The 21,913-nt window shown below is 73.5% G+C and carries 19 protein-coding genes and 2 tRNA genes; 12 read left to right on the top strand and 9 right to left on the bottom strand.

Translation table 11 applies throughout. From position 1 onward, the window contains the following. Positions 1–70 precede the first annotated feature (70 nt). The gene (locus ACFVYX_RS02025) at positions 71–652 is read left to right on the top strand and encodes a hypothetical protein (protein WP_389679329.1); all 582 of its coding nucleotides are present in this window, start codon (positions 71–73) and stop codon (positions 650–652) included. Positions 653–676: 24 nt separating this feature from the next. Here the strand turns inward: ACFVYX_RS02025 and ACFVYX_RS02030 are convergent, their stop codons facing one another. Both ACFVYX_RS02030 and ACFVYX_RS02035 read right to left on the bottom strand, forming a co-directional pair. Further along, positions 677–1,552, bottom strand: coding sequence for a spermidine synthase (locus ACFVYX_RS02030; RefSeq protein WP_389679330.1), 876 nt, complete (start codon positions 1,550–1,552; stop codon positions 677–679). Positions 1,553–1,577: 25 nt separating this feature from the next. Further along, positions 1,578–2,021: a hypothetical protein gene (locus tag ACFVYX_RS02035; RefSeq protein WP_389679331.1), complete on the bottom strand. Its 444-nt coding sequence runs from the start codon at positions 2,019–2,021 to the stop codon at positions 1,578–1,580. A gap of 224 nt (positions 2,022–2,245) precedes the next feature. On the opposite strand from ACFVYX_RS02035, the gene ACFVYX_RS02040 reads away from it, so the two are divergent. Further along, positions 2,246–3,532 carry a tetratricopeptide repeat protein gene (locus ACFVYX_RS02040; RefSeq protein WP_389679332.1) on the top strand — a complete coding sequence of 429 codons (1,287 nt, stop codon included), beginning with the start codon at positions 2,246–2,248 and terminating at the stop codon, positions 3,530–3,532. A gap of 15 nt (positions 3,533–3,547) precedes the next feature. Here ACFVYX_RS02040 and ACFVYX_RS02045 read toward each other — a convergent pair whose 3' ends face one another. Further along, positions 3,548–4,144 carry a histidine phosphatase family protein gene (locus ACFVYX_RS02045; RefSeq protein WP_389679333.1) on the bottom strand — a complete coding sequence of 199 codons (597 nt, stop codon included), beginning with the start codon at positions 4,142–4,144 and terminating at the stop codon, positions 3,548–3,550. Between the two features lie 208 nt (positions 4,145–4,352). Between ACFVYX_RS02045 and ACFVYX_RS02050 the strand changes: the two genes are divergently transcribed. Genes ACFVYX_RS02050 through ACFVYX_RS02060 form a run of 3 tightly spaced genes read left to right on the top strand, consistent with a single transcriptional unit; the run spans position 4,353 to position 8,477 of the window. After that, positions 4,353–5,501 (top strand): hypothetical protein, encoded by a 1,149-nt coding sequence (locus ACFVYX_RS02050; RefSeq protein WP_389679334.1) that lies wholly within the window; start codon positions 4,353–4,355, stop codon positions 5,499–5,501. 37 nt (positions 5,502–5,538) lie between these two features. Next, the gene (locus tag ACFVYX_RS02055) at positions 5,539–7,128 is read left to right on the top strand and encodes a hypothetical protein (protein WP_389679335.1); all 1,590 of its coding nucleotides are present in this window, start codon (positions 5,539–5,541) and stop codon (positions 7,126–7,128) included. Positions 7,129–7,130: 2 nt separating this feature from the next. After that, positions 7,131–8,477, top strand: coding sequence for an AAA family ATPase (locus ACFVYX_RS02060; protein ID WP_389679503.1), 1,347 nt, complete (start codon positions 7,131–7,133; stop codon positions 8,475–8,477). A 2-nt stretch (positions 8,478–8,479) separates the two neighbouring features. On the opposite strand, the gene ACFVYX_RS02065 is transcribed toward ACFVYX_RS02060, so the two are convergent. Beyond that, positions 8,480–9,481, bottom strand: a complete 1,002-nt coding sequence (locus ACFVYX_RS02065) for an ArsR family transcriptional regulator (protein ID WP_389679504.1) — start codon at positions 9,479–9,481, stop codon at positions 8,480–8,482. A 143-nt stretch (positions 9,482–9,624) separates the two neighbouring features. On the opposite strand from ACFVYX_RS02065, the gene ACFVYX_RS02070 reads away from it, so the two are divergent. From ACFVYX_RS02070 to ACFVYX_RS02085, 4 genes are all read left to right on the top strand, one after another. Next, the gene (locus ACFVYX_RS02070; protein ID WP_389679336.1) at positions 9,625–10,047 is read left to right on the top strand and encodes an SH3 domain-containing protein; all 423 of its coding nucleotides are present in this window, start codon (positions 9,625–9,627) and stop codon (positions 10,045–10,047) included. Positions 10,048–10,233: 186 nt separating this feature from the next. Beyond that, on the top strand, positions 10,234–10,590 hold the full coding sequence (locus tag ACFVYX_RS02075) for a hypothetical protein (protein ID WP_389679337.1): 357 nt from the start codon (positions 10,234–10,236) through the stop codon (positions 10,588–10,590). A 126-nt stretch (positions 10,591–10,716) separates the two neighbouring features. Then, positions 10,717–11,388: a hypothetical protein gene (locus ACFVYX_RS02080; RefSeq protein ID WP_389679338.1), complete on the top strand. Its 672-nt coding sequence runs from the start codon at positions 10,717–10,719 to the stop codon at positions 11,386–11,388. Further along, positions 11,379–11,452 (top strand) — tRNA-Lys (locus tag ACFVYX_RS02085). The genes ACFVYX_RS02080 and ACFVYX_RS02085 overlap by 10 nt, the downstream gene beginning before the upstream one ends. Positions 11,453–11,524: 72 nt before the next feature. Here the strand turns inward: ACFVYX_RS02085 and ACFVYX_RS02090 are convergent. Further along, positions 11,525–12,805, bottom strand: a complete 1,281-nt coding sequence (locus ACFVYX_RS02090) for a M6 family metalloprotease domain-containing protein (RefSeq protein WP_389679339.1) — start codon at positions 12,803–12,805, stop codon at positions 11,525–11,527. A 539-nt stretch (positions 12,806–13,344) separates the two neighbouring features. Here ACFVYX_RS02090 and ACFVYX_RS02095 point away from each other — a divergent pair. Further along, complete coding sequence (locus ACFVYX_RS02095; RefSeq protein WP_389679505.1) at positions 13,345–15,111, top strand: putative bifunctional diguanylate cyclase/phosphodiesterase; 1,767 nt, start codon at positions 13,345–13,347, stop codon at positions 15,109–15,111. 107 nt (positions 15,112–15,218) lie between these two features. Here the strand turns inward: ACFVYX_RS02095 and ACFVYX_RS02100 are convergent, their stop codons facing one another. Beyond that, positions 15,219–16,904, bottom strand: coding sequence for a glycosyl hydrolase family 18 protein (locus ACFVYX_RS02100; RefSeq protein WP_389679340.1), 1,686 nt, complete (start codon positions 16,902–16,904; stop codon positions 15,219–15,221). 358 nt (positions 16,905–17,262) lie between these two features. After that, a complete protein-coding gene (locus ACFVYX_RS02105) occupies positions 17,263–18,336 on the bottom strand; it encodes an LLM class flavin-dependent oxidoreductase (protein WP_389679341.1) in 1,074 nt (357 codons plus the stop codon). Between the two features lie 360 nt (positions 18,337–18,696). On the opposite strand from ACFVYX_RS02105, the gene ACFVYX_RS02110 reads away from it, so the two are divergent. After that, positions 18,697–19,455 carry an IclR family transcriptional regulator gene (locus ACFVYX_RS02110; protein ID WP_389679342.1) on the top strand — a complete coding sequence of 253 codons (759 nt, stop codon included), beginning with the start codon at positions 18,697–18,699 and terminating at the stop codon, positions 19,453–19,455. A gap of 93 nt (positions 19,456–19,548) precedes the next feature. Continuing rightward, positions 19,549–19,622, top strand: a tRNA-Lys gene (locus ACFVYX_RS02115). Positions 19,623–19,674: 52 nt separating this feature from the next. Here the strand turns inward: ACFVYX_RS02115 and ACFVYX_RS02120 are convergent. Then, positions 19,675–20,355 carry a response regulator gene (locus ACFVYX_RS02120; protein WP_389679343.1) on the bottom strand — a complete coding sequence of 227 codons (681 nt, stop codon included), beginning with the start codon at positions 20,353–20,355 and terminating at the stop codon, positions 19,675–19,677. Beyond that, on the bottom strand, positions 20,268–21,590 hold the full coding sequence (locus ACFVYX_RS02125; RefSeq protein ID WP_389679344.1) for a sensor domain-containing protein: 1,323 nt from the start codon (positions 21,588–21,590) through the stop codon (positions 20,268–20,270). Before ACFVYX_RS02125 ends, ACFVYX_RS02120 begins: the two co-directional genes overlap by 88 nt. Positions 21,591–21,913 lie beyond the last annotated feature (323 nt).

The following is a 21,913-nucleotide window of genomic DNA, read 5'->3' on the forward strand; positions in this document are numbered from 1 at the left end:
CGTACGCCATACGGGGGAATGTTCTGGAGTGGACCACCCTCCGGTACGGGCCCGCCGGGGGTGGTGCAGTATGACGCGGATGCGAAGAGGACTCGTTCACGCCCTGGCCTGGTCGCTCGCCACCGGCGCGGCGGTCACGCTGTCCTGGTGGGGAGTGCACACGGTGCTGTCCGGGACGGTGTACGACCCTCCGCGCGCCCTGCCCCTGCCGGCCGGCAGCACCGGTGACCCTGGCCCGGCCGCCGGCGATCCGCTGTCGTCCTCGACCCGGCGGCCCGAGCCCTCCGCGTCCTCCGCGCCCGCCTCCGCGAGGCCCACGCCGAGCGACGGGCCCACGGCCCCGGCCGCGCCCACGGCGCCCCCCTCACGGACACCGAAGGCCACGAGGGCGACTCCCCCGGCCACCACCCCGCCCCCCTCCGACTCGCGGGTGAGGACCTACACGGTCGACGGCGGCCGGGTCACCTTCGACCTCGGGGAGAACGCGGCCGAACTGGTCTCGGCGACGCCCGCCTCCGGCTGGCGGATGCAGGTGTGGAAGCAGCCGGCCTGGATCCGGGTCACGTTCACCATGGACGGCCGTGAGCTGTCCGTCTTCTGCGTCTGGCACGACACCGCGCCCCGCGTGGAGATCGAGGACCGGGCCACCTGAGACCGGCGGGCCGTCGGGCGGCGCTCAGCGGAAGGCGGAGGCGGGCGGTGCGGGCGAGGGCCTGGCGCTCGCGTCGGTGACGGGCGCCGCTCCCCCGGCGAAGTCGGCGAGCGCCCGCCCGTGTTCCACCCGGCCCGGGTGGGGGTCGGTGGCGACCCGGCGGGTCAGTTCGGCCACCGGCAGCTCCCGGTCGGAGGCGAGCAGCACCGCGTTGCCGAAGCGGCGGCCGCGCAGCACCGTCGGGTCGGCGGTCAGCGCCAGCTCCGGGAAGACGGCGGCGGCGGTGGCGATCTGGCCGCGCAGATGCGTCAGAGGCGGTCCGTCGGCGAGGTTCGCCGCGTAGAGGCCGCCGGGCCGCAGCACCCGCCGTACCTCGGCGAGGAACTCGGTGCTGGTCAGATGGGCCGGGGTGCGGGCCCCTCCGAACACGTCGGCGATGACCAGGTCGGCCCAGCCGTCCTGGACCTTGGCGAGGCCGGCGCGGGCGTCGGTGGAGCGGACCCGGACACGGGCCCCCGCGTCGAGGGGCAGTTCCCGGCGGACCAGCTGGACGAGACGCGCGTCGAGTTCCACGATCTGCTGGGTGGAGCGGGGCCGGGTCGCGGCGACGTACCGGGCGAGGGTGAAGGCGCCGCCGCCGAGGTGGACGACCTGGAGCGGCCGGTTCGGCGGGGCGGCGAGGTCGGCGATGTGGCCGAGCCGCCGCTGGTACTCGAAGGAGAGGTGGGCGGGGTCGTCGAGGTCCACGTGGGACTGCGGGGCACCGTCGATGAGGAGCGTCCAGGCGCGGGGGCGTTCCCGGTCGGGTATGAGTTCGGCGAGTCCGCCGTCGACGGTCTCGACGACGGGGGCGGCGGCGGCCGCCCGGTCACGCTGCTTGTTCCTGGCCACGGACCCCATTATCCGGGCACGCCCGGGCGGGGGCTCAGTGGCAGCCGTCGGCCGCCTCGATGAGCCGGGCCGCCTCACCGAGTGCCTCGCGGAGCACGACGGGATCGGTGACGGGGCCGGTGTCTCCCGGGGGCAGCAGCCAGCCGGCCGGCCGGGGCGTGTCGCCCGCCGGTTCGGGCAGCTCCGGCAGTTCGGGGAGACGGAGGCCGCGCCCGGAGGTCCGCGTACAGGCGCTGCCCGGCATGTCCCAGGCGGCGGCGGTGCCCGGCGGCACCAGGAAGCCGAGGGTGTCGCAGGTGCCGTCGTGGACCACGGGGCCGACGGCGGGGGCGGCGCCGCGCCGCAGGATGTCGACGGCCTCCAGGCCCTGCCGGACGGGGACCGTCACCAGGTCCCAGGCTCCGGCGGCGGGCTTGGGGTCGTCGGCGTCCGGGGTGGATGCGTGCCGCGTGGCCGACTGCGAACCGATCTCCGACATGGGGACCCCTCCTCGCTCCGAGGAGACACGTTCCGTCTCTCCCTTTACGGTTCAACGCCCATGCGCGTCAACGGCTACGGCGCCATGCCGCCGCAAAGGATGGCAGTTCATGGCAGATCGCAGGCGAGATATCCGATTTGTAGCCAAACTCTGCGTACGCATCCGGTCACAGCAGGTACGTTCTTGCCGCCGGACCACCCGGCAGCACAGGAGAGGGCTCGGCCATGGCGACGTCACGGGCAGTTCCCAATCTCGCCTTCCGACGGCTCCGCGGACAGCACTCGCCGGCGGAGTTCGCCGCGGCGGTCCGCCGGGCGGCGCGGGAGATCGGCGAACAGGTCGCGTGCGACGCCCGCTACATCGGGCGCGTGGAGGCGGGCGAGATCCGCTGCCCCAACTACGCGTACGAGCGGGTCTTCCTGCACATGTTCCCCGGGCTCGGCCTCGCCGACCTGGGGTTCTCCGCGCGGGAGACGGTGCGCGGCCGGCGGCAGGCCGTCCCGGCCGGGGCTCCGACTCCCGCCGCCATCCCGACCCGGAACGATGAGGAGAGCGACGTGCTGCGTCGCGCATTCATGACGAGCGGCTCCGCCACCCTGGCGGCCGCCTCGCTGGGACTCGGCGGCCCCGCCGTCGCGATCCCCTCCCCCCGCGGCACCCACCGCATCGGCGAGTCCGAGGTGCGGGCCGTGGAGGACGCCGTACGGCAGATCCGGCTGCTCGACGACCGGCACGGCGCCGACGGACTCTACAAGGTCGCCGCCCAGCCGCTCCGCGCCGCGTACGCGCTGCTCGACACGGGCACCATGACCCGCCGCTCCACCGAGGACCGGCTGCACGCGGGCGCGGGCGAGCTCTCCCTCTCCGTCGGCTGGCTGGCCCACGACTCGGGGCGGCACGAGGACGCGCGCTCGCACTACGCCGAAGCCCTGGCCACCGCGCGCGTGTCCGGCAACCCGGCCCTGGAGGCGCACGCCTTCTGCAACACGTCGTTCCTGGCCCGGGACACCGGCCGGTACCGCGAGGCGGTGCGGGCGGCGCAGGCGGGGCTGCGGGCCGCGCAGCCGCTGGCCTCGGCCCGGCTGCTGTCCCTGCTGTCGCTGCGGGAGGCCGGCGCCTGGGCCGGGCTCGGTGACCGCTCCGCCTGCGAGCAGGCCCTCGGCCGCGCCCATGCCTTCTTCGACCGGGGCCAGGCCGAGGGCGACCCGGAGTGGATGTCGTTCTTCGGGGAGCCCGAGCGGGAGGCCCTGGAGGCCCAGTGCTGGGCGGCGCTCGGCGACTGGGGCCGGGCCGCCCGCCACGCCCACCGGGCCACGGTCCTGCAGAACCCGCACTTCGCGCGGAACCTGGCGCTCTACCGCGCCCACCTCGCCAAGGACCTGGCGCACGCGGGGCGCCCCGAGGAGGCGGAGGCGGAGGCGAAACGGGTGGTGGACTCCCTGGACGGCGTCGCCTCGGCCCGGGTCCGGGCGATGCTCTCCGAGACGCGCCGGGTGCTCACCGCGTACTGAAACCCCCCGCGGCCGCTACTGCTCCAGGTGGCCGGTGTCGTTCCAGCGCTCGATCGCCGGGGCGCCGTACGCCCAGCCGAGGACGGAGAGGCTCGTCGGGTCGAGGCGGATGCGGGAGGCGAAGGAGACGTCCTCGCCGAGCCAACGGGAGCCGATCGAGCGCAGGATGTGCCCGTGGGCGAAGACCAGCACGTCACGGTCGGCCGAGCGGGCCCAGTTGACGATCTCGTCGGCGCGGTCCGAGAGCTGCGCCAGGGTCTCGCCGTCCGGGACGCCGTCGCGCCAGATGAACCAGCCGGGCTGCACGGCCTGGATCTCGGACGGCGTCATCCCCTCGTACGCCCCGTAGTCCCACTCCATCAGCGCGTCCCACGGCTCGGCCCGGTCGCCGAAGCCGGCGAGGTCGCAGGTCTCGCTCGCGCGCACCAGCGGGCTGGTGCGCACCTCGACGCCGGGCAGGCCCTGCCAGGGGCCGCGGTGGAGGCGCTCGCCGAGCAGCTTCGCGCCGCGCCGCCCCTCGTCGAGCAGGGGAATGTCGGTCCTGCCGGTGTGCCGGCCGAGAAGTGACCACTCGGTCTGGCCGTGCCGGGCGAGCAGGATGCGCGGTGCCATGGGAAGGACGCTCCAGGGGTTTCACGGTGCGGACGTGCCTCTCCCATCATCGCCCACGTGGAATCCGGGTGACATGCGCGTACGGCTGGGGCGGCGGTGACGGGGACCGGTCCGCTGCCGACCCCGTACGTGCTGCGGCGCGCCGGGCGGCCGCGCGGAACGGCGGAAGCGCCTCCGGTTGTCAGTGGCGGATGCGAGACTTCCACGGGTGAGCGCATCCCTGGACAGCGGTCTGTCACGAGCACCGCGGACGACACGTCTACAGCTGTTCGCTGAGCTGCGCGGACCGGCCACCGTGCCGCGTCCGCTGGACGCGCGGGCGCTCGCGGCGCTCGCCGCCAACCCCGGCTGCCGGCGGCGGGCCCTCCTCGACGGCGCCGGTGTCGACAAGTCCGCGCTCGCCGCGAAGCTCGGCTCGCCCGCCCCGTTCGGGCAGTCGCAGTTCGCGATCGTGCGGGGCAACTCCTTCGAGGCGAAGGTCAAGGCGGACGGCGGCCGTGAGCTGCTGCGCCTGATCGGCGTCGAGGAGCCGGGCACGGTGTCCGTGCCCGATCTGGCGGCGGCCGGACCGGAGGGGCGGGTGGCGCGGACGGCGCTCGCGCTGCGTGAGGCCACCGGGGCCGGGGCGTGGACGCTGCTCGACCATCCGCTGCTCGCCCTCGATGTGGCGGGCTCGCCGGTGTATCTGGAGCCGGACGCGGTGGTGGTCCGTCCCGACGGCGGGTGGACGGTCGTGGAGATCAAGTCGTTCCCGATGGTCGACGGCGCCGCCGACGCGTCGAAGGTGGGCGCGGCGGCCCGCCAGGCCGCCGTGTACGTGCTGGCTCTGGAGCGGGTGGCGGCCCTGACGGAGGGCGCCCGGGTCGCGCGGTCGGTGCTGCTCGTCTGCCCGAAGGACTTCTCGAACGTGCCGACGGCGTCGGTCGTCGACGTGCGCAAGCAGCGGTCGGTCACCCGCCGGCAGCTCGCCCGGCTGACGCGGATCGACGAGATCGCGGAGGCCCTGCCGGAGGGCACGAGCTTCGACGTGGCGGAGCGCTCGCCCGCGGAGCTGACGGCCGCCGTGGAGTCCGTCCCCCACCAGTACGCGCCGGAGTGCCTGGCCGCCTGCGAGCTGGCCTTCCACTGCCGGACCCGGTCCCGGGAGGCGGGCGCCGTGGAGACCCTGGGCCGTTCGGTACGGGGTGAGCTGGGCGGCCTGCCGACGGTCGGCGCGGTCCTCGCGGCGGCACGCGGCGAGGCCGGCGACCCGGAGGACCCGGCGGTGGCGGCGCTGCGCAGGGCGCGGGCGCTGCGCGCGGAGGCGCTGTCGGAGGCCGCCCGAGTGCCCCGGGAGAGCGTCGAATGCCCCTCCTGACCAGTCGTTCCTGTGCCGCGCCCCGGAAGGCCCTCGCATGTCGCTGATCACCACGCTGGCCCGGATGGAGGCCGTCGAGTCGGGCCGGGCGCAGCCCCTGGCGACCGTCCGCCACCGGAGGATCTCCGAGCGGCCGCTCGTCCTCGTGCCGCTGACGACGGCCGGTGAGGCGGGCGCCCCGCTCGGCGCCCTGGTCGGCACCGACCGCGAGGAGCCCCGGCTCCTGGTGGTGGCCCAGCCCCGCGACCGTGACCTGCGGTTCGCGTTCCTCGCCGATCTCGCGGAGGAGGTCCTGCCGTACGTCGACTCCTTCGCGGACGTCGTCGAGGCGGCGGAGAAGAGCGAGGTCGACCCCGAGACCGGCAAGAAGGTGAAGGTCGAGGTCGAGCTGTGCGCGGACGCGCCGCAGCTGATCGTGCCGAGCCGGGCCGGCGTCGAGTACGTACGGCTGCTCGGGCGCTCCACGCGGTTCCGGCGGACGGCCGAGCAGGACCCGGAGACGCCGTTCCCCGCGCCGCCGCGCGTCCCGCTGCTCGGGCGCTGGCTGACGCACTTCGGCGACCGGGCGCGGGTGCCGGGCTCCTCGCTGCTGCTCGCGGCGACCGACCTCCTGGGCCGGCACTGGGCGACGGGCCAGTCCTCCCTTGAGGACCAGCACCTGGGCGCGCTGCTCGCCTGGATCGACCCGTACGACGGGGAGCCGGGCGCGGAGGCCGCGCTGCGGGCCGAGACGGGCCGGGACTCCCAGGGTCAGCTGCTCTGCCCGCCGGCCGGTCCGGCCACCGACCCCGCCTTCGACAACAAGCTCCTCGCGCCCGCGATCGAGCGGTACGACCGGGCCCGGCAGGCGCTCGGCGCGGCCCTGGACGGCGAGGCGGCCGACAGTGGCCTCGGCGAACTGCACCGGGCCGAGCGGGAGCTGCGCCGCCTGGTCGTCTCCCAGCTGAAGCCGACCTGGGACGCGGTCTGGCGGGCGGTCGACCTGCTGCGGGAGCTGCCGGAGGGGGCCAGGGTCGAGGACCGCTGGACCCGGGACCGCTGGTCCTTCACGGCTCACCGTGACCGGGTCGCGGCCGGCGAGCCGCCGCAGCCGCGCCGGGACGACGCCGTGACGGCGGCCCGCAAGCTCGCCGCGCGCGAGCAGGCGCAGGCCCAGCTGGAGGCGCAGGAGGCCCTCGACGATCCGCTGGTGCTCGCCGGGCGGAGACTCGCGGGCGAGGCGTTCACGGCCGAGGTGGCCGAGGTGACGATGGCGTGGACGGAGTCGAAGCGGCCCTCTCCGCGCCCGCTCCTCACCGTCCGCACGGAGGACCGGCCGCACCTGGGCGAGAAGCTGCGGGTGTACCGCTCGCTCGACGGGAAGCCGCAGACGGCGGAGTTCGTCCGGTACGAGGAGGACGGCTCGCTGCTGCTTCGGCTCCTCGACAGGATGGGCCGGTCCAAGGAGCCCGCGGAGGGCTCGGTGCCGGAGAAGGGCGAGCGGATCGCCTGGACGCTGTTCGAGCACGACCAGCGGGTCGGGCCGCAGCTGCCGGACCCGGAGGAGACGCCCTGGACGCACGGCGGTCCGCCCCGGACGGACACCGTGGAACTGCCCGACGCCGTGACACCCGAGGACGTGCTGTGAGCCTGACCGATACCGCGCCGGGGACCTTCGATCCTTCCGCCGAGGCCGGGCGGGCGACCGACGCCATCCTGGCGGACACCCTGCACGGCACCGCGCGCGGTGTCGTCGTGGACTCCCCGCCCGGCGCGGGGAAGTCGACGCTCGTGGTGCGGGCCGCGCTCGAACTGGCCGCCGCGGGGCGCCCCCTGATGGTGGTGGCGCAGACGAACGCGCAGGTGGACGACCTGGTGCTGCGGCTCGCCGAGAAGGAGCCCGACCTTGAGGTGGGCCGGCTGCACTCGAACGACAGCGATCCGTACGACAAGGCGCTCGACGACCTGGAGAACGTACGGAAGTCGGCGAAGGCGGGTGAGCTGGCCGGGCTTCCGGTGGTGATCTCCACGGCCGCCAAGTGGGGGCACGTGAAGAACGTCGAGCCGTGGGCGCACGCGATCGTCGACGAGGCGTACCAGATGCGCTCGGACGCGCTGCTCGCCGTCGCGGGCCTCTTCGAGCGGGCGCTGTTCGTCGGCGACCCCGGACAGCTCGATCCGTTCTCCGTGGTGGGTGCCGAGCAGTGGGCGGGGCTCAGCTACGACCCCTCGGCGAGCGCGGTGTCCACCCTGCTCGCGCACAACCCGGAGCTGCCGCAGCACCGGCTTCCGGTGTCCTGGCGGCTGCCGGCCTCGGCGGCGCCGCTGGTGTCGGACGCCTTCTACCCGTACACGCCGTTCCGCAGCGGCACCGGGCACGGGGACCGGAGGCTGTCCTTCGGGGTGGCGTCGGACGGTTCGGGCCCCGACCGGGTCCTCGACGAGGCGGCGGAGTCGGGCTGGGGCCTGCTCGAACTGCCGGCCCGGCACACCCCGCGCACCGACCCCGAGGCCGTCGGTGCGGTCGCCCTGGTGGTGCGCCGGCTCCTCGACCGGGGCGGGGCCGCGGTCTCGGAGCGCTCGGAGACCCCGGTGCCCCTGACCCCGGACCGCGTCGCCGTGGGCACCGCCCACCGTGACCAGGCGGCGGCGGTCAGGGCGGCGCTCGCGGAGCTCGGCGTGACGGGCGTGACGGTGGACACGGCGAACCGGCTCCAGGGGCGTGAGTACGACGTGACGGTCGTCCTCCACCCGCTGTCCGGCCGCCCGGACGCGACGGCCTTCCATCTGGAGACGGGCCGGCTGTGCGTCCTCGCCTCCCGGCACCGGCACGCGTGCGTGGTGGTCTGCCGGGCGGGGGTGGCGGAGCTCCTCGACGAGCATCCGTCGACGGAACCGGTCCAGCTGGGCGTCGCCGTGTCGTTCCCGGACGGCTGGGAGGCGAACCACGCGGTCCTCTCCCATCTGGAGGAACACCGGGTGAGCTGGAGGCCCTGACCTCAGGGACGGTTCGAGGCCGCGCGGAGGACCGAGGCGCCGACGGGCGTGAGGGTGTGCAGGACCGTCGCGGCGTGCCGGCTGCTCGTGATGAGCCCGGCGTCGCGCAGGGCCGTGGCGTGCCGGCTGGCCGAGGCCGCGGAGACCCCTGCCGCGCGGGCCATCTCGCCGGTCGTCGCCCCGGTGGCGGCCGCGCGCAGGGCCGCCGCCCGGGTCCGCCCGAGGAGTGCCGTCAGAGGCGCGGACGGTTCGTCGGCGAGCCGGTGGTCCGGGGGCAGGGCGGCGCTGTCCCGGCGTACCGGGTAGCAGAGGACGGGCGGGAGGTCCGGATCGGCGAGGCTGTTCGGGGTGCGCCAGCAGAAGTACGTGGGGATGAGTGTCAACCCGCGTCCGTCGAGGCACAGTTCCCGGTCGGGAGGAGTGAAGTCGACCTGTAAGGACGGCGGCCGCCAGCGGATCGAGGGGCCCACGCCGTCCAGGAGTCCGCCGACACCGCCGTCGAGGAACCCCCGGCCGAGCGCGGCCCGTTCGGCGTCGAAGCGTGAGCGGATGGACTCGGCGTACGGGGCGATGCCGACGTCGTGGTAGGCGCGCAGCAGCCGTACGAGCTCCCTGCGGTCCTCGAGCCCGCTGAGCCGCGCCGCCCACGGCGGCGCCCCGACCATGCGGTCGAGCCGCGCCACCTCCTGTGCCACCCGCCGCGGGGAGGTCGCCAGGATCGCGTCGAGCCCTTCGGCGAGACCGCCGACGCCCCGCCCGGGGGTCAGGAAGTCCGGGAAGTAGGCGGCCCGGGGGAAGAGCGGCAGGAGAACCGTGCGGAGCGCCCGTTCGAGCCCCTTCTCCCGCAGCCGGACCCGTACGGTCCGCAGCCAGCCCGCGTAGGCCCAGCGCCCGTCCCGGGTCTGGAAACGGTGCAGGCTCGTGGCGATCTCCCAGAACGGATTCGGCGCGGCGGCGACGCGGACAGCGGCCAGGTCGGCGTCCCCGAAGTGGATGCGGAGCATCTCGTTCCCCCTCGTGAGCTCGGCATTTGCGGTCAGCCGCAACAGCATGGCCGAGTTCCGCCGGGATCCGTCATGGTTGGCCAACGGCGCAGGACGGCGGGCGTGTCCGCGCCGCCGAGAAACACCGAACGGGAGGAAAAGACATGCGAACTCTCAAGACCCGTGCGGCCGTTGCCGCGACCACCGGCGCACTGGCCCTGGCCGGGATCCTGGGCACGGCCGGCACGGCGAGCGCGGCCCCGGCCGCCGCCGCTTCCGCGCAGCGGACGGAGGTCACCGAGGCCGGCGATGCCCAGGCGACGCTCGCCCTCTACAACCGCAAGGTCTGGAAGACGGTGAACCACCGGGCCGCGCCGGACGGGGACTCCACGCTCATCGGCAGGCTCTACGCGGGCACCTACTACACGGTGAGCTGCTGGAGGTACGGCGAGACGGTGACCGCCGAAGGCACCACCAACAACGTGTGGATCTTCTCCAAGAACGGCAGCGGCCGGTGGGGCTACGCCAGCGCCATCTACTTCTCGGGCAACAAGTACGCCGACCTGCCGCTGACGGCGAGGTGCTAGGCACCCCGCCCTGCCCGTGAGCACGCCCCGGAGCCGTACGGAGAGTCGTACGGCTCCGGGGCCGTGTCGGCGCCGGTCCCGTTTCCGGGGGCGCGCGCGGTGGAAGCCGCGCGCTCTTGCGGGGCGCGGGACAATGGGCGAAGGCCCGGGTCTCCGGGCCGTGCCTGTGCGAGGAGGAGACGGACGATGGCGGAACCCGGGGAACGGAGCGGACAGCGGCGGCTCAGGCCGGCTCCGCTGATCTTCGAGCCTGCCGAGGCGACCGCCGATCCGGAGCACTTCTTCGACCTGGAGTCGATAGAGGACCCGCGCGAGCTGCTGTCCCGGGCGACGGAGCTGACGCTCGCGTTCCGCGCGGCGGCGGACCGGGCGACCGAGTTCCAGGCGATCGCGGCGGCGCAGCTGGCGGATCCGCGCCGGTTCGACCGGCTGACGGCGGCGGACGTCGCCGAGCGGGCGCAGTGGACCGAGGACTACGCGAGGAAGATGATCGAGTTCGGTCGCGACCTGATCCGTACGAACGGCCGCCCCGCGGAGGAGTAGGCGGGGCAGGGCACTCGACGCGGCGCCTGGCATATGCGGGCCGCACGATACTCCTCGCCCACCCCTCCTGTCCGGGATTCGCGAACTCTCGGCGACGACGCCGTCACGCCCGGTAGACCTGCAGGCATGACGACGTGGCTGCGCGACGAGACCTCGCACGACATTTCGCACGACATCTTCCGGTTCCTCCGGGAGGGTGACGAGGGACGGCATCAGACCGCCCGGGTGACCGCCGACGGGGCCGCCTGGCTCGCGTCGGCCGCCGGGGGCCGCGGCGCCGACGCGCTCACCCGCTGGGAGGCCCGGCCCGCCTCGCCCGCGACGCTGCCGTGCGGAAGGGTCTTCGACGTCGTCAACGTGGACCCCGTCTTCGGGCGGCGGATGCTGGACCGCCTGTGGTCGGAGGGGCCCGGGTCGGGGCCTGTCGCCGTCCACCGGGGCCGGATGATGATGTTCGCCGCGCCGGGCACGGCTCAGCGGCTGCCGGCCCTGCTCGACTGGGAGGCGGGGATCCCCTCTGCGCGAAGTGCCTACGGGAGGCGCGAGGCGGTTCCTCAGCTTCTCTGTCACGGGGTCGGGGACGCCGTGACCGTGCCGCCGCTCGTGCCCTCAGGCCCCTCAGGACCGCGCTGGCTGGTGGCCCCCGACACCCGGAACCCCTGGCTGCCGGGCCCCGAGGTCGTGCTCTGGGCCTGTGTACGGGCCGTCCGGGCGGCCTCCGCCGCCGACGTGCGGGTATCGATTTTTCCTCCCGCCGATCCGGGTGCTAATGTCTACGACGTCAGCAGGCGCCGCTAGCTCAGTTGGTTAGAGCAGCTGACTCTTAATCAGCGGGTCCGGGGTTCGAGTCCCTGGCGGCGCACAGACGGAAGAAGCCCCTCGCGGAAGCGAGGGGCTTCTTCGTGTTCCGGCTCCGTCCCGGCCGGTCACCCGGTCAGTCGACAGCGGGCGGGGTGACCCTGACCGTCCAGCCGCCCGTCCCTGTGCGGTCCATGACCTCGACCCGGACCCCGGTCCCCGGCACGGTGAGGGTCTCGCCCTCGTCGAGCGGGGCGTCCGCCAGCGGCGGGTAGACGGAGCGGTCCCAGCAGGCCTCGGTCCGCGGGTGGGCGTCGATGACCTCGACCGGGCCGTCGCCGGAGGCCGCGGCGCCGTGCACCCGGTAGACGAGCACGCCCTCGGTGCAGGTGTCGGCGTTGTTCCCGGTGTCGGTCCTGGCCTCGACCGCGAGAACGGTGTCGGGTCCGGTGCGGACCACCGCGAGCCGGGTGCCGAGGGTGCCGCCGGACGGCGGCGGGGTGTCGGTGGGTTCCAGGGTGACCATCCGGGGCGCGGTGCCCTGGACACAGGCCACCTGGGCCGGGGAGAGCCAGCCGAGCTTCCATTTGTGCCAGCCGAAGAGGTCCGGCGAGAGTCCGAACTGGCTTCCCATGACGTCCCAGTCACCCACATGGGTGTCCCAGTCGCCCTTGCCGTCCTCCGGGCGGTGGTAGAGGTCGGGCAGGTCGAAGACATGGCCGGTCTCGTGGGCGAGCACGTTGCGGTCGGGCGGGTGCCGCTCGAAGACGGTGACGACCCGCTTGATCTCGGTGCCGTCGACCTCCAGGGGGCGTTCGAGGTTGACCACCTTGGTCGCGTCGGAGTCCACGCCGGGCGCGTCCGGGTCGGCGACCAGGTAGACGACGTCGTACCGGGCGAAGTCGACGCTGGCGTCGGCGGCGGCGACCGCGTCCCGGAGGTAGGCGGCGCGCTGCCCGGCGTCCCAGTCGCGCCGTATGTCGTACGCGCTCGACTCCCTGGGCATCGGGGTCCAGGCGGGCTGGGGGTGCGGGCGCAGGGTGAAGCGTCCGTAGGAGGCGCGCGAGAAGTACTCGCTGGTGGCGGGGAAGTGGTCGGCCGCGAGCTCGGCCGGTTCGATGAGCGGCTCCGAGTCCGGGAAGGAGAGGAAGATCATGACCGCGTCGAGTGCGCGGTCGGGGCGGGGGTACGACCTGTTCCAGGTGTCGAGGCCGAGCGAGTGATGGGCCGCGGTACGCGGCAGGGCGCAGGGGCCCGCCGCGGGCGCGCCGACGGCGGGGCCGGCGACGAGTCCGGTGGCGGCCAGGGCGGCGAGCGAGGTGAAGGCCGCCGCGCCGGCACGCAGCCGCGAGCGTTCCACTCCCCCGGGTGGCTGCTGACCCCTCACGTGGACCTCCGGATCGGGAATGCGGGACACCCCACCCACCTTGTGATGATTTGCGGCATTTCGCATGTTTCCGCTGCCCCGGTCGGGTGAGAGGGCGCCACCGGGTCGACGCGACACGGGCGCGCTTCAGCTCACGGAAAGTCACATTCGGTCACGCCGTCATCGACCCGTGTCAGACCCGTGCAGAAACGATCGCGCAGGGTTCCGTGGTGGGCGGCCTCACAGTGCCGGGCGGTCCCCTGAGGCGCCCTGGAGCTGGAAGGCTCCCCCGCGCTGGCTCTATGATCGGCTCACTCTTCCTTGGCCGACCGTCCCGACCACATGTGACCGGCCCGACTGCACTACGGGAGCGAGCGGTGAGCGGAACCCCCGAAGGACCGGTGCACCCAGAGCCGCCGGAGAAGCACGCGGCAGAGACCGCACTCACGGAGCGTCACCCCGAGCAGCACGGCGAGACTCGACCCGAGCTCACCCCCCGGCCCCACCCCGGGCGCCCCGAACAGCACGGGGGGCGTGGCGCCGCCGAACTCCGCGACTACCACGCCGCCTTCCGGGTCGCCCAGCTCGCCATGGCCGTCGTCGACCAGGACGGGATCGTCGTCGCGGCCAACGACTCCTTCGGCGCCCTCCTCGGCACCGAGGCCGGTGCGCTCCGGGAGCAGGCCGCGTCCGATCTCGTCGACCTCGCGTCCGACGGGCGCACCTGGCACGCGTACCGCGAGGTGCTGCGCGGCCGCCGCTCCCGCTTCCGCTGCACGCGCCGCCTCAAGCACCCCGACGGACGCTCGCTGTGGGCCGAGGTCACCGTGGCGCCCGTGCCCGACAGCCGGAGCGTCCTCCTGTCGATCGCGGACATCAGCGACCGCCGCGAGCTCCAGGCCCGGCTCCGTCACCTCCAGATGCACGACCCGGTGACCCGGCTGCCCAACCGCGCGCTGTTCTTCGAGCGTCTCTCCGCCGCGCTCGAAGCCTCGGCCCACGACGCCGAGGACGATCAGGAGCCGGAGGAGGCCGGGAGCTCCGGCCGTACGGGCGGGGCCGGGGCACAGGGCGCGGTCAGCTCGTCGTACGAGAGCTACGGGTATGGCAGAACAGGGCGGATCGGTCTCTGCTACCTGGACCTCGACGGCTTCAAGGCGGTCAACGACACCCTCGGCCACCGCGTCGGCGACCGGCTGCTCGCCGCCGTCGCCGGACGCCTGACGGAGTGCGCGGACAGCGACGGCTACACCCGCAGCGGTGGCCATCTGGTGGCGCGGCTCGGCGGGGACGAGTTCGCGATCCTCGTCGAGGACTCCACCGGCACGGAGCAACTCGCCGACCTGGCGCGCTCGGTGCTCGACTCCCTGCAGGATCCCTTCGACCTGGCCGGTCAGCGGCTCGCGGTCTCCGCCTCGATCGGCGTGGTCGAGCGCTCCGGGCACGGGACGACCGCGACGGCCCTGATGCAGGCCGCGGACACCACGCTGTACTGGGCGAAGGCGGACGGCAAGGCCCGCTGGACCCTCTTCGACCCCGAGCGCAACGCGCACCGGATGACCCGCCAGGCCCTCTCCTCGACCCTGCGGCCCGCCGTGGAGCGCGGGGAGTTCGGCCTGGAGTACCAGCCTCTCGTGGACCTGGCGGACGGGGCCGTGCGCGGGGTGGAAGCGCTGGTGCGCTGGAACCACCCGCAGTTCGGCGCCCTTGCGCCGAATCGGTTCATCGGAATCGCCGAGGAGGACGGCTCCATCGTGGAGCTGGGCCGGTGGGTGCTGCGCACGGCCTGCCGGCAGGCCCGGCAGTGGCAGAAGGACCATCCGCGCGAGCGCCCGATCTTCGTCAGCGTCAACGTGGCGGTCCGTCAGGTGTGGGACTCCGACCTGGTCGCGGACGTGGCGGGCATCCTCGCGGAGACCGGTCTCGCCCCGCATCTGCTCCAGCTGGAGCTGACCGAGTCCGCCGTGATGGGCTCGGCGGGCCGGCCGCTCCAGGCGCTCCAGGCGCTGAGCGACATGGGGGTGCGGATCGCGATCGACGACTTCGGCACCGGCTACTCGAACCTGGCCTATCTGAGCCGGCTGCCGGTATCGGTGCTCAAGCTCGACGGATCGTTCGTGCGCGGCTTCCAGGACGAGGAGCACGCCAACCCGGCGGACGAGCTGATCGTCGAGGCCCTCGTGCAGCTCGCGCACCGGCTGGGCCTCACGGTCACCGCGGAGTGCGTGGAGACCTCGGGGCAGGCGAGCCGGCTGCGCCGGATCGGCTGTGACACCGGGCAGGGCTGGCTGTACTCACGGGCGGTGGCCCCGGACCGCATCGCCGAACTGATCGGCACGGAGCCGCTCCCGGTGTGACCCTCCGGCAGGGGCGTCCCTCCGGCCGGACACATGGAACTGCCCCCGGCCGGAGGGACATTCCGGGCGGGGGCAGCGGTTCATGAGGGGTTCGGGGCGTCAGGCCGTCAGCAGGCGCCGAGGTCCTTCCAGACGCCCCACTCGCCGGTCGTGCCCGGCGTCTCGTTCTGGGTCCACCACTGGGCCTTGTACTTGCGGCCGTTGTGGGAGACCTCGTTGCCCGCGTTGTAGATCGTGCCGGCCACGTATGCCGGGAGCGAGCCGCAGCCCGTGGCGGGCGGCGTGGTCGGCGGGGTCGTGGGCGGCGTGGTCGGGGGCGTGGTGGGCGGCGTGGTCGGCGGGACGGTGGTGGAGCCGAGCGCGGTGTTGATCTGCTTCAGCAGGGTGGCGTTCTCGTCCAGGCCGAGGAGCGAGTACATCATCGCGCCGCCGAGACCACGCTGCTTGCCGTAGTTCACGCGCTCCTGGATGGACTTCTGGTTCAGGCCGGTGAAGAACTCGCCGTCCTTGTAGAAGTAGGAGGACTTGGCCTGGTCGTCCCAGAAGGTGGTCGACGCGTTGTCGACGATGCCGCCGAGCTCCTTGTAGTGGGCGATGCCCGGCTGCTGGCTGAGCGGGCGGGCGTTGGAGCCGCCGGTGGCGGTCTGGGCGAGACCGTTGGTGGTCCCGGCCGGGACGCCCTTCCAGCCGCGGTAGTAGAACTCGTAGCCCAGCGTCAGCTTGTTGGCGGGGAAGCCGCCGGCGATGCCATAGGTCGGGTTGCCGTCGATCCAGGAGTCGATGGCGGCGTCGACCGAGTACTTCTCCTGGCCCGGCGCGATCACGTCGGTCGGGTCGTTGGAGCCGGAGTAGAGCGGGGACTGGTGGTACGTCGGCCCGTCGCCGTCCCAGGCGCCGTGCATGTCGTACGTCATGATGTTGGCGTAGTCCAAGTACTGGCCGATCTTGTCGGTCTCGATGTACTTGATCTTGTCCTGGCCGGCCGGGAGGGCCGCGGTCAGCATGTACTTCTTGCCGCCGTTGGCCGCGCCGTGCGCGTCGAGCTGCTTGCGGAACTCGGCGAGGAGCAGCGTGAAGTTCTGCTTGTCCTCGGGGCCGTAGTGGTTGCCCAGGTGACCTTCGGGAGAACCGGGGTACTCCCAGTCGATGTCGATGCCGTCGAAGATGCCGGCCGCCGTGCCCGCGCCGCCGAAGCCGCCCTCGACCGGCAGGTTGCCCTTGATGTACTGGTCGATGCAGGAGGAGACGAGCTTCTTGCGGCTCGCGTCCGTCTTCGCCGCGTCGTGGAAGTACTTGGAGTAGGTCCAGCCGCCGAGCGAGATGTTGATCTTCAGGTGGGGGTACTTCGCCTTCAGTTCCTTGAACTGGTTGAAGACGCCCACGATGGGCTGGTCCCACTTGTCGGCGACGCCGTCGACGGAGTCGGCCGCACTGAAGGTCTTCTGGTAGTCGGCGTAGGAGTCACCCGCACCGTCACCCGCGTTGGGGTTGGCGTCGTCACCCGCGGCCTTGTTGGCCATGAAGCAGGTGAGGTTGGTGGGGTGGATGTTGCCGAACGAGTAGTTGATGACGTCCAGATTGCTCGCGATGCCCCGGGTGTCGAGGTGCTTGGGGTAGAACGCGTTGCCGTAGACGCTCCACTGGTCGTAGTACGCGATGCGCACGTTGCCCGCAGAGGCAGTGGTCGTCGTGTCGGCCGCCTGGGCGGAGCCGAGGCCGACGGTCGCCGCGAGGGCGCCGCCGACGAGGGCCGAGCTGAGGAGCGCGGCGATCAATGGCTTACGGGGGTGCACGTGCGGCCTCCATCGGGGGGGGAGTGCGGGGGTGGTGCCGTACAGGAGCTGGAGCAGTGATAACCGGCGCGTGAACAGTGCGTCAATGGTCTGAACCAGATTGAGGACTAGACCAATTCTCGAAAGAAAGGCCTTGTCAGAGAGGTGCAGCACAAAACGGAACCGCTCGCCACCATCGGTGACGAGCGGTTTAAGGTTCACTTAGGAGTGCCGGGAGGCCGGTTCGGGGAGGAACCAGCCGGCCACGAGGACCAAGGTTTTCACCCGCCCGACCCCGGCCGGGAACACGCCGCCGCGCCCGGCCCGATCGGCCGGACACTCCCTCCGGCCCGCCCCGCGGACCGTGGCCGGACGGGCCCTACGCGTCCGGCAGCTCCGGGAGTTCGTACGCGTCCGCGATGAGCTCGTAGCTCCGCAGCCGCTCCTCCCCGCCGTGCGCGTTCGCCGTGATCATCAGCTCGTCCGCGCCCGTCCGCTTCCGCAGGTCGTCCAGACCCGTCCGGACCTCGTCCGGCGTGCCGTACACGACGTTGCCCAGCCAGCCGTCCACGAACTCCCGCTCGGCCGGGCTGAATCCGTACGTCTCCGCCTCCTCCGGCGTCGGGATGAGCCCCGGCCGGCCGGTGCGCAGCCGCAGCATCGACAGCGCACCCGTGAGGACCTGCCTGCGGGCCTGCGCCGCCTCGTCGGCGGCCAGCGCCGAGACGCCGATCATCGCGTACGGGGTGTCCAGGTGCTCCGAAGGCCGGAAGGAGTCCCGGTAGAGGTCGAGCGCCGGGATCGTGTTCCTCGCCGAGAAGTGGTGGGCGAAGGCGAAGGGCAGCCCGAGGAGGCCGGCGAGGCGGGCGCTGAAGCCGGAGGAGCCGAGCAGCCAGATCGGCGGGCGGCCCTTCGGGCCCTGGACCGGGCCGGGCACGGCGTGGATCCGGGCGTACCGGTGCCCGTCGGGGAAGTCGTCGTCCAGGAACCGGGTCAGCTCGGCGAGCTGCTCGGGGAAGTCGTCGGCACCTTCGTTCAGGGTGGCGCTGCGCCGCAGGGCGGCGGCGGTCGCCCCGTCGGTGCCGGGGGCGCGACCGAGACCGAGGTCGATCCGGCCCGGGGCGAACGCCTCCAGGGTGCCGAACTGCTCGGCGATGACGAGCGGGGCGTGGTTGGGCAGCATGACGCCGCCCGAGCCGAGGCGGATGCGCCGGGTGTGGGCGGCGAGGTGGGCGAGGATCACCGCCGGGGAGGAGGAGGCGACGCCGGGCATGGAGTGGTGTTCGGCCACCCAGTGCCGGTGGAAACCGCGCCGCTCGGCGAGCCGGCTCAGCTCGACACTGGTGGCCAGCGCCTGGGTCGCGGTCCTTCCGCTGCCGACGGTCACCAGGTCCAGTACGGACAGCGGTACGGGCGCGGTTCCCCGCACCTCTCCTCGAATAGCGTCGGTCACCTTCGGGACCCTCCTCGGCACACGTGCGGGCACATCGTCAGGGGGGTAACAGGAGGCTGTCTCCGTTTATTCCGTCGCTTCTCGGCCACCGCCCGCCCGCGCCAGGGCCGCGAGAGCGCCCGCACGCCCCGGAGAAATCTTCTGTTCACCAGGGGCCGAACGCCTGCTCGACGCCCTCCGCGCACCGCGCTGACCTCAGACTCTCTCGCGCACTCATGACCCCGGCATATGCCAGGGTGGTGCGCCCCAGGACAGGGCCCTGATGCTCCGCATCATTCTCGCCAACAGCCGCCCCGCAAACGGCGCTTGGCGGCTATCGTGGTACGAAAGCTTGCGGTCACAACCTGGTAGGGGGAAACCGTGGCGTTGAAGCCCGAGCCCACCGCGCCGTTCCACTCGGTGCAATACGCCCTGCGCGTCCTCGAGACGGTCTCGCGGCACGGTGGCGGAGTGACAGACGTCCAGATCGCGCGCGAAACCGGCCTGCCCGTCGCCCACCTCTCCTCGCTGCTCCTCATGCTCCGCCGCGAGGGGTACGTCGAGCAGGTCGCCGACGGCGCGTACGTGACCGGGGACTCCCTCGTCCTCCTCGGCTCCGGCATGACCCGCCGCGAGGCCCTGGAGACCAAGCTCCAGGAGACCCTGACCGAGCTCCGCGACTCCGTCGGCGCGGCGGTCTACATCAGCCGGTACATCGACGGCGAAGTGAAGATCACCCAGTTCGCCGACGGCCCGCGCACACCCAAGGTCAACGAATGGGTCGACTTCCGCTCCGCGGCGCACGCCAGCGCGGTCGGCAAGTGCCTGCTCACCCAGCTCGACCAGAACGGCCGGCGCGACCACCTCTCCCGGCACAAGATCGCCCGGCTGACCTCCCGGACGATCACCAGCGAGCGGATCCTCTTCTCCAAACTCGACAGCCAGCCGCCGACCGTCCCCGTGCTCGACCTCCAGGAGTACGCGGTGGGCACCGTCTGCGCCGCCGTCCCCCTGACGGCGGGCTCCGCCGTGGGCTGCCTGGCGCTCTCCCTGCCGATCGAGCACGCCCACCGGCTGCGCTCGGCGGCCGACACGCTGAACCGCAGGGCCGCGCCGGTGGTGCTCTCGCTGGCGATCTGAGGCCCGGACGCGGCGCGAGGGAGGCCTGAGGGGTGTCTCGCGGGGTGGTCAGTGGCACCCCGCGGGACCAGGTAGTATTTTCTCTGTCAGCAGGCGCCGCTAGCTCAGTTGGTTAGAGCAGCTGACTCTTAATCAGCGGGTCCGGGGTTCGAGTCCCTGGCGGCGCACAGACGGAAGAAGCCCCTCGCGGAAGCGGGGGGCTTCTTCGTGTCCCCGTGCTCACCCCCTGAGGTACGTGAGGACGGCGAGGACCCGGCGGTGGGTGTCTCCCGCCGGCGGCAGGTCCAGCTTCGCCAGGATGTTGCCGATGTGCTTGCCGACGGCCGCCTCGGTCACCACGAGGCGGCGGGCGATCGCCCCGTTCGAACGGCCCTCCGCGACGAGCCCCAGAACCTCGCGCTCCCGCGGGGTCAGCGCCTCCAGCGGATCACGGTGCCGCCGCAGGAGCTGCCGTACGACCTCGGGATCGACGACCGTACCGCCGTCCGCGACCCGGGCCAGGGCGTCCAGGAACTCCTCCACCTGCCCCACCCGGTCCTTGAGCAGATAGCCGACGCCGGTGCCGTCACCCGCGTCGAGGAGATCGGCGGCGTAGCTGCGCTGCACGTACTGGCTGAGGACGAGGACCGGCAGGGCGGGCCGCTCGGCGCGGAGCGCGACCGCTGCGCGCAGCCCCTCGTCCTGGAAACCGGGCGGCATCCGGACGTCGGTGACGACGATGTCCGGATCATGTACGGCGACGGCCTCGCGCAGGGCGTCGGCGTCACCGACGGCGGCGACGACCTCGTGCCCGAAACGGGCCAGGAGTCCGATCAGCCCCTCCCGGAGGAGGACGCTGTCCTCGGCGAGGACGACGCGGAGCCTTCGGTCGGTGCGGAGTCTTCCGTCGGTACGGGACACGGGATCTCCACTCGCAGGAGGGTCGGCCCGCCCTTCGGGCTCATGATCGCCAGTGTGCCATCGAGAACCGCGATCCGGTCGGCCAGCCCCGTCAGACCGCTGCCCCCGGCCGGATCCGCGCCGCCCCGCCCGTCGTCCTCGACGTCGAGCCGCAGGACGCCGCCCTCGTGCCGGGCGGTGATCCGCGCCCGGCGGGCGCCGCTGTGCCTGCCGATGTTGGCGAGCGCCTCGCAGCCGGCGAAGTAGCCCGCGCTCTCCACGGACACCGGAAGCCGGGGCAGCTCGATGTCGAGGACCACCGGCACGGCGGACCGGTCGGCGGCGTCGGCGAGGGCCGGGCCGAGCCCGTAGTCGGCGAGGACCTGCGGATGGATGCCGTGGATCAGCTCGCGCAGCTCCGTCAGGACCAGCCCCGCCTCCGAGTGCGCCTTCGCCAGCCGGTCGGCGAGCGGGCCGCCCGGCGGGGCGTCCAGCCGGGCCAGGCCCAGGGTCATGGTGAGGGCGACCAGACGTTGCTGGGCCCCGTCGTGCAGATCGCGCTCGATCCGGCGCCGCTCGGCCTCGAACGCGTCGACGAGCCGGGCGCGGGAGGCGATGACCTCGCCGATGCCGTCACCCTGCCCCGACTCCCGGGGCGCGAGCAGGGCACGGGCGAGGGCGGCGCGGGCCCCGGCGACGGCGGTGAGCGGGTAGGCGAGGAGGACGAGGAGAAGCACGCCGACGAGGGCGGCGGCGAAGGCCTCCGGCCAGGAGGTGACCAGATACACCTTGACGACCTTCGCCTCCTGGCCGTCCACCGCGAACCGGACCGGGGTACTGAGGAGCGCGAGGGGCAGGCCGAGACCGACCGCGAGGGCGAGGAGGTCGAGCGGCCACAGGACGGTCGCGAGCAGCAGGGCGTACGCCAGCTCCCGCCAGGTCGCCTGCTCCCCCGCCCGCAACCGGAGCCAGGCGGCCAGACCGGGCGCGGCGGGGACGCGGTGCGGATCGGGGGCCGGGTCCAGGTCGACGAACCGGAGGCGCCGGCGCTCGATACCGCCGAGGGCGAGCCCGGAGAGCAGGAGCGGCGGCAGCCCGACCAGGAAGAGCGAGAACACGCCGAGGACGAGGAACACGAGGCAGGCGGCTCCCCCGAGGACGCCGCCGGTGGCGAGATATCCGACGGCCCGCCAGGGCCAGGAGCTCCGGGGGAAACGGGGGCGGGCGAGGGCCTGCCAGGGGGTGCGGGGGTCCATGGGCGCCACGGTAGGGGGCGGGGGCGGTGGTGCCCATGCCCCTGGAGGGCGTCCGGGTGGTGGGGCTGGGCCTACCACCCGGGGGCCGCGCCTTCACGGGGCTGGGCCTACCGCGGGGGGCCGCGCTTTCGCGGGGCTGGGCCTACCGCCGGGGCGGCGCGGGTGGGGCTCGCCCCGGTACGGCGGAGGCTCACGACGAGGGGGTGACGGCGGCCCCCGGGAGGGCCGCCGTGCTGAGCCGGAGCGGGGACTCCGGCGTGGTGTCGAGCGGGATGCCGAGGTGCGGCTCGCCCCCCGGCAGGGGTGGCATCAGGCCTGATGGG

Origin of the sequence: Streptomyces sp. NPDC058326, from assembly GCF_042879855.1 — a bacterium.
Classification (GTDB): Bacteria; Actinomycetota; Actinomycetes; order Streptomycetales; family Streptomycetaceae; genus Streptomyces.

Excerpts from the sequence above, each read along its gene's own strand:
- ACFVYX_RS02025 (WP_389679329.1), top strand. The coding sequence starts at position 71 with ATGACGCGGATGCGAAGAGGACTCGTTCACGCCCTGGCCTGGTCGCTC.
- ACFVYX_RS02030 (WP_389679330.1), bottom strand. The coding sequence starts at position 1,552 with ATGGGGTCCGTGGCCAGGAACAAGCAGCGTGACCGGGCGGCCGCCGCC.
- ACFVYX_RS02035 (WP_389679331.1), bottom strand. The coding sequence starts at position 2,021 with ATGTCGGAGATCGGTTCGCAGTCGGCCACGCGGCACGCATCCACCCCG.
- ACFVYX_RS02040 (WP_389679332.1), top strand. The coding sequence starts at position 2,246 with ATGGCGACGTCACGGGCAGTTCCCAATCTCGCCTTCCGACGGCTCCGC.
- ACFVYX_RS02045 (WP_389679333.1), bottom strand. The coding sequence starts at position 4,144 with ATGGCACCGCGCATCCTGCTCGCCCGGCACGGCCAGACCGAGTGGTCA.
- ACFVYX_RS02055 (WP_389679335.1), top strand. The coding sequence starts at position 5,539 with ATGTCGCTGATCACCACGCTGGCCCGGATGGAGGCCGTCGAGTCGGGC.
- ACFVYX_RS02065 (WP_389679504.1), bottom strand. The coding sequence starts at position 9,481 with ATGCTCCGCATCCACTTCGGGGACGCCGACCTGGCCGCTGTCCGCGTC.
- ACFVYX_RS02070 (WP_389679336.1), top strand. The coding sequence starts at position 9,625 with ATGCGAACTCTCAAGACCCGTGCGGCCGTTGCCGCGACCACCGGCGCA.
- ACFVYX_RS02075 (WP_389679337.1), top strand. The coding sequence starts at position 10,234 with ATGGCGGAACCCGGGGAACGGAGCGGACAGCGGCGGCTCAGGCCGGCT.
- ACFVYX_RS02080 (WP_389679338.1), top strand. The coding sequence starts at position 10,717 with ATGACGACGTGGCTGCGCGACGAGACCTCGCACGACATTTCGCACGAC.
- ACFVYX_RS02095 (WP_389679505.1), top strand. The coding sequence starts at position 13,345 with ATGGCCGTCGTCGACCAGGACGGGATCGTCGTCGCGGCCAACGACTCC.
- ACFVYX_RS02125 (WP_389679344.1), bottom strand. The coding sequence starts at position 21,590 with ATGGACCCCCGCACCCCCTGGCAGGCCCTCGCCCGCCCCCGTTTCCCC.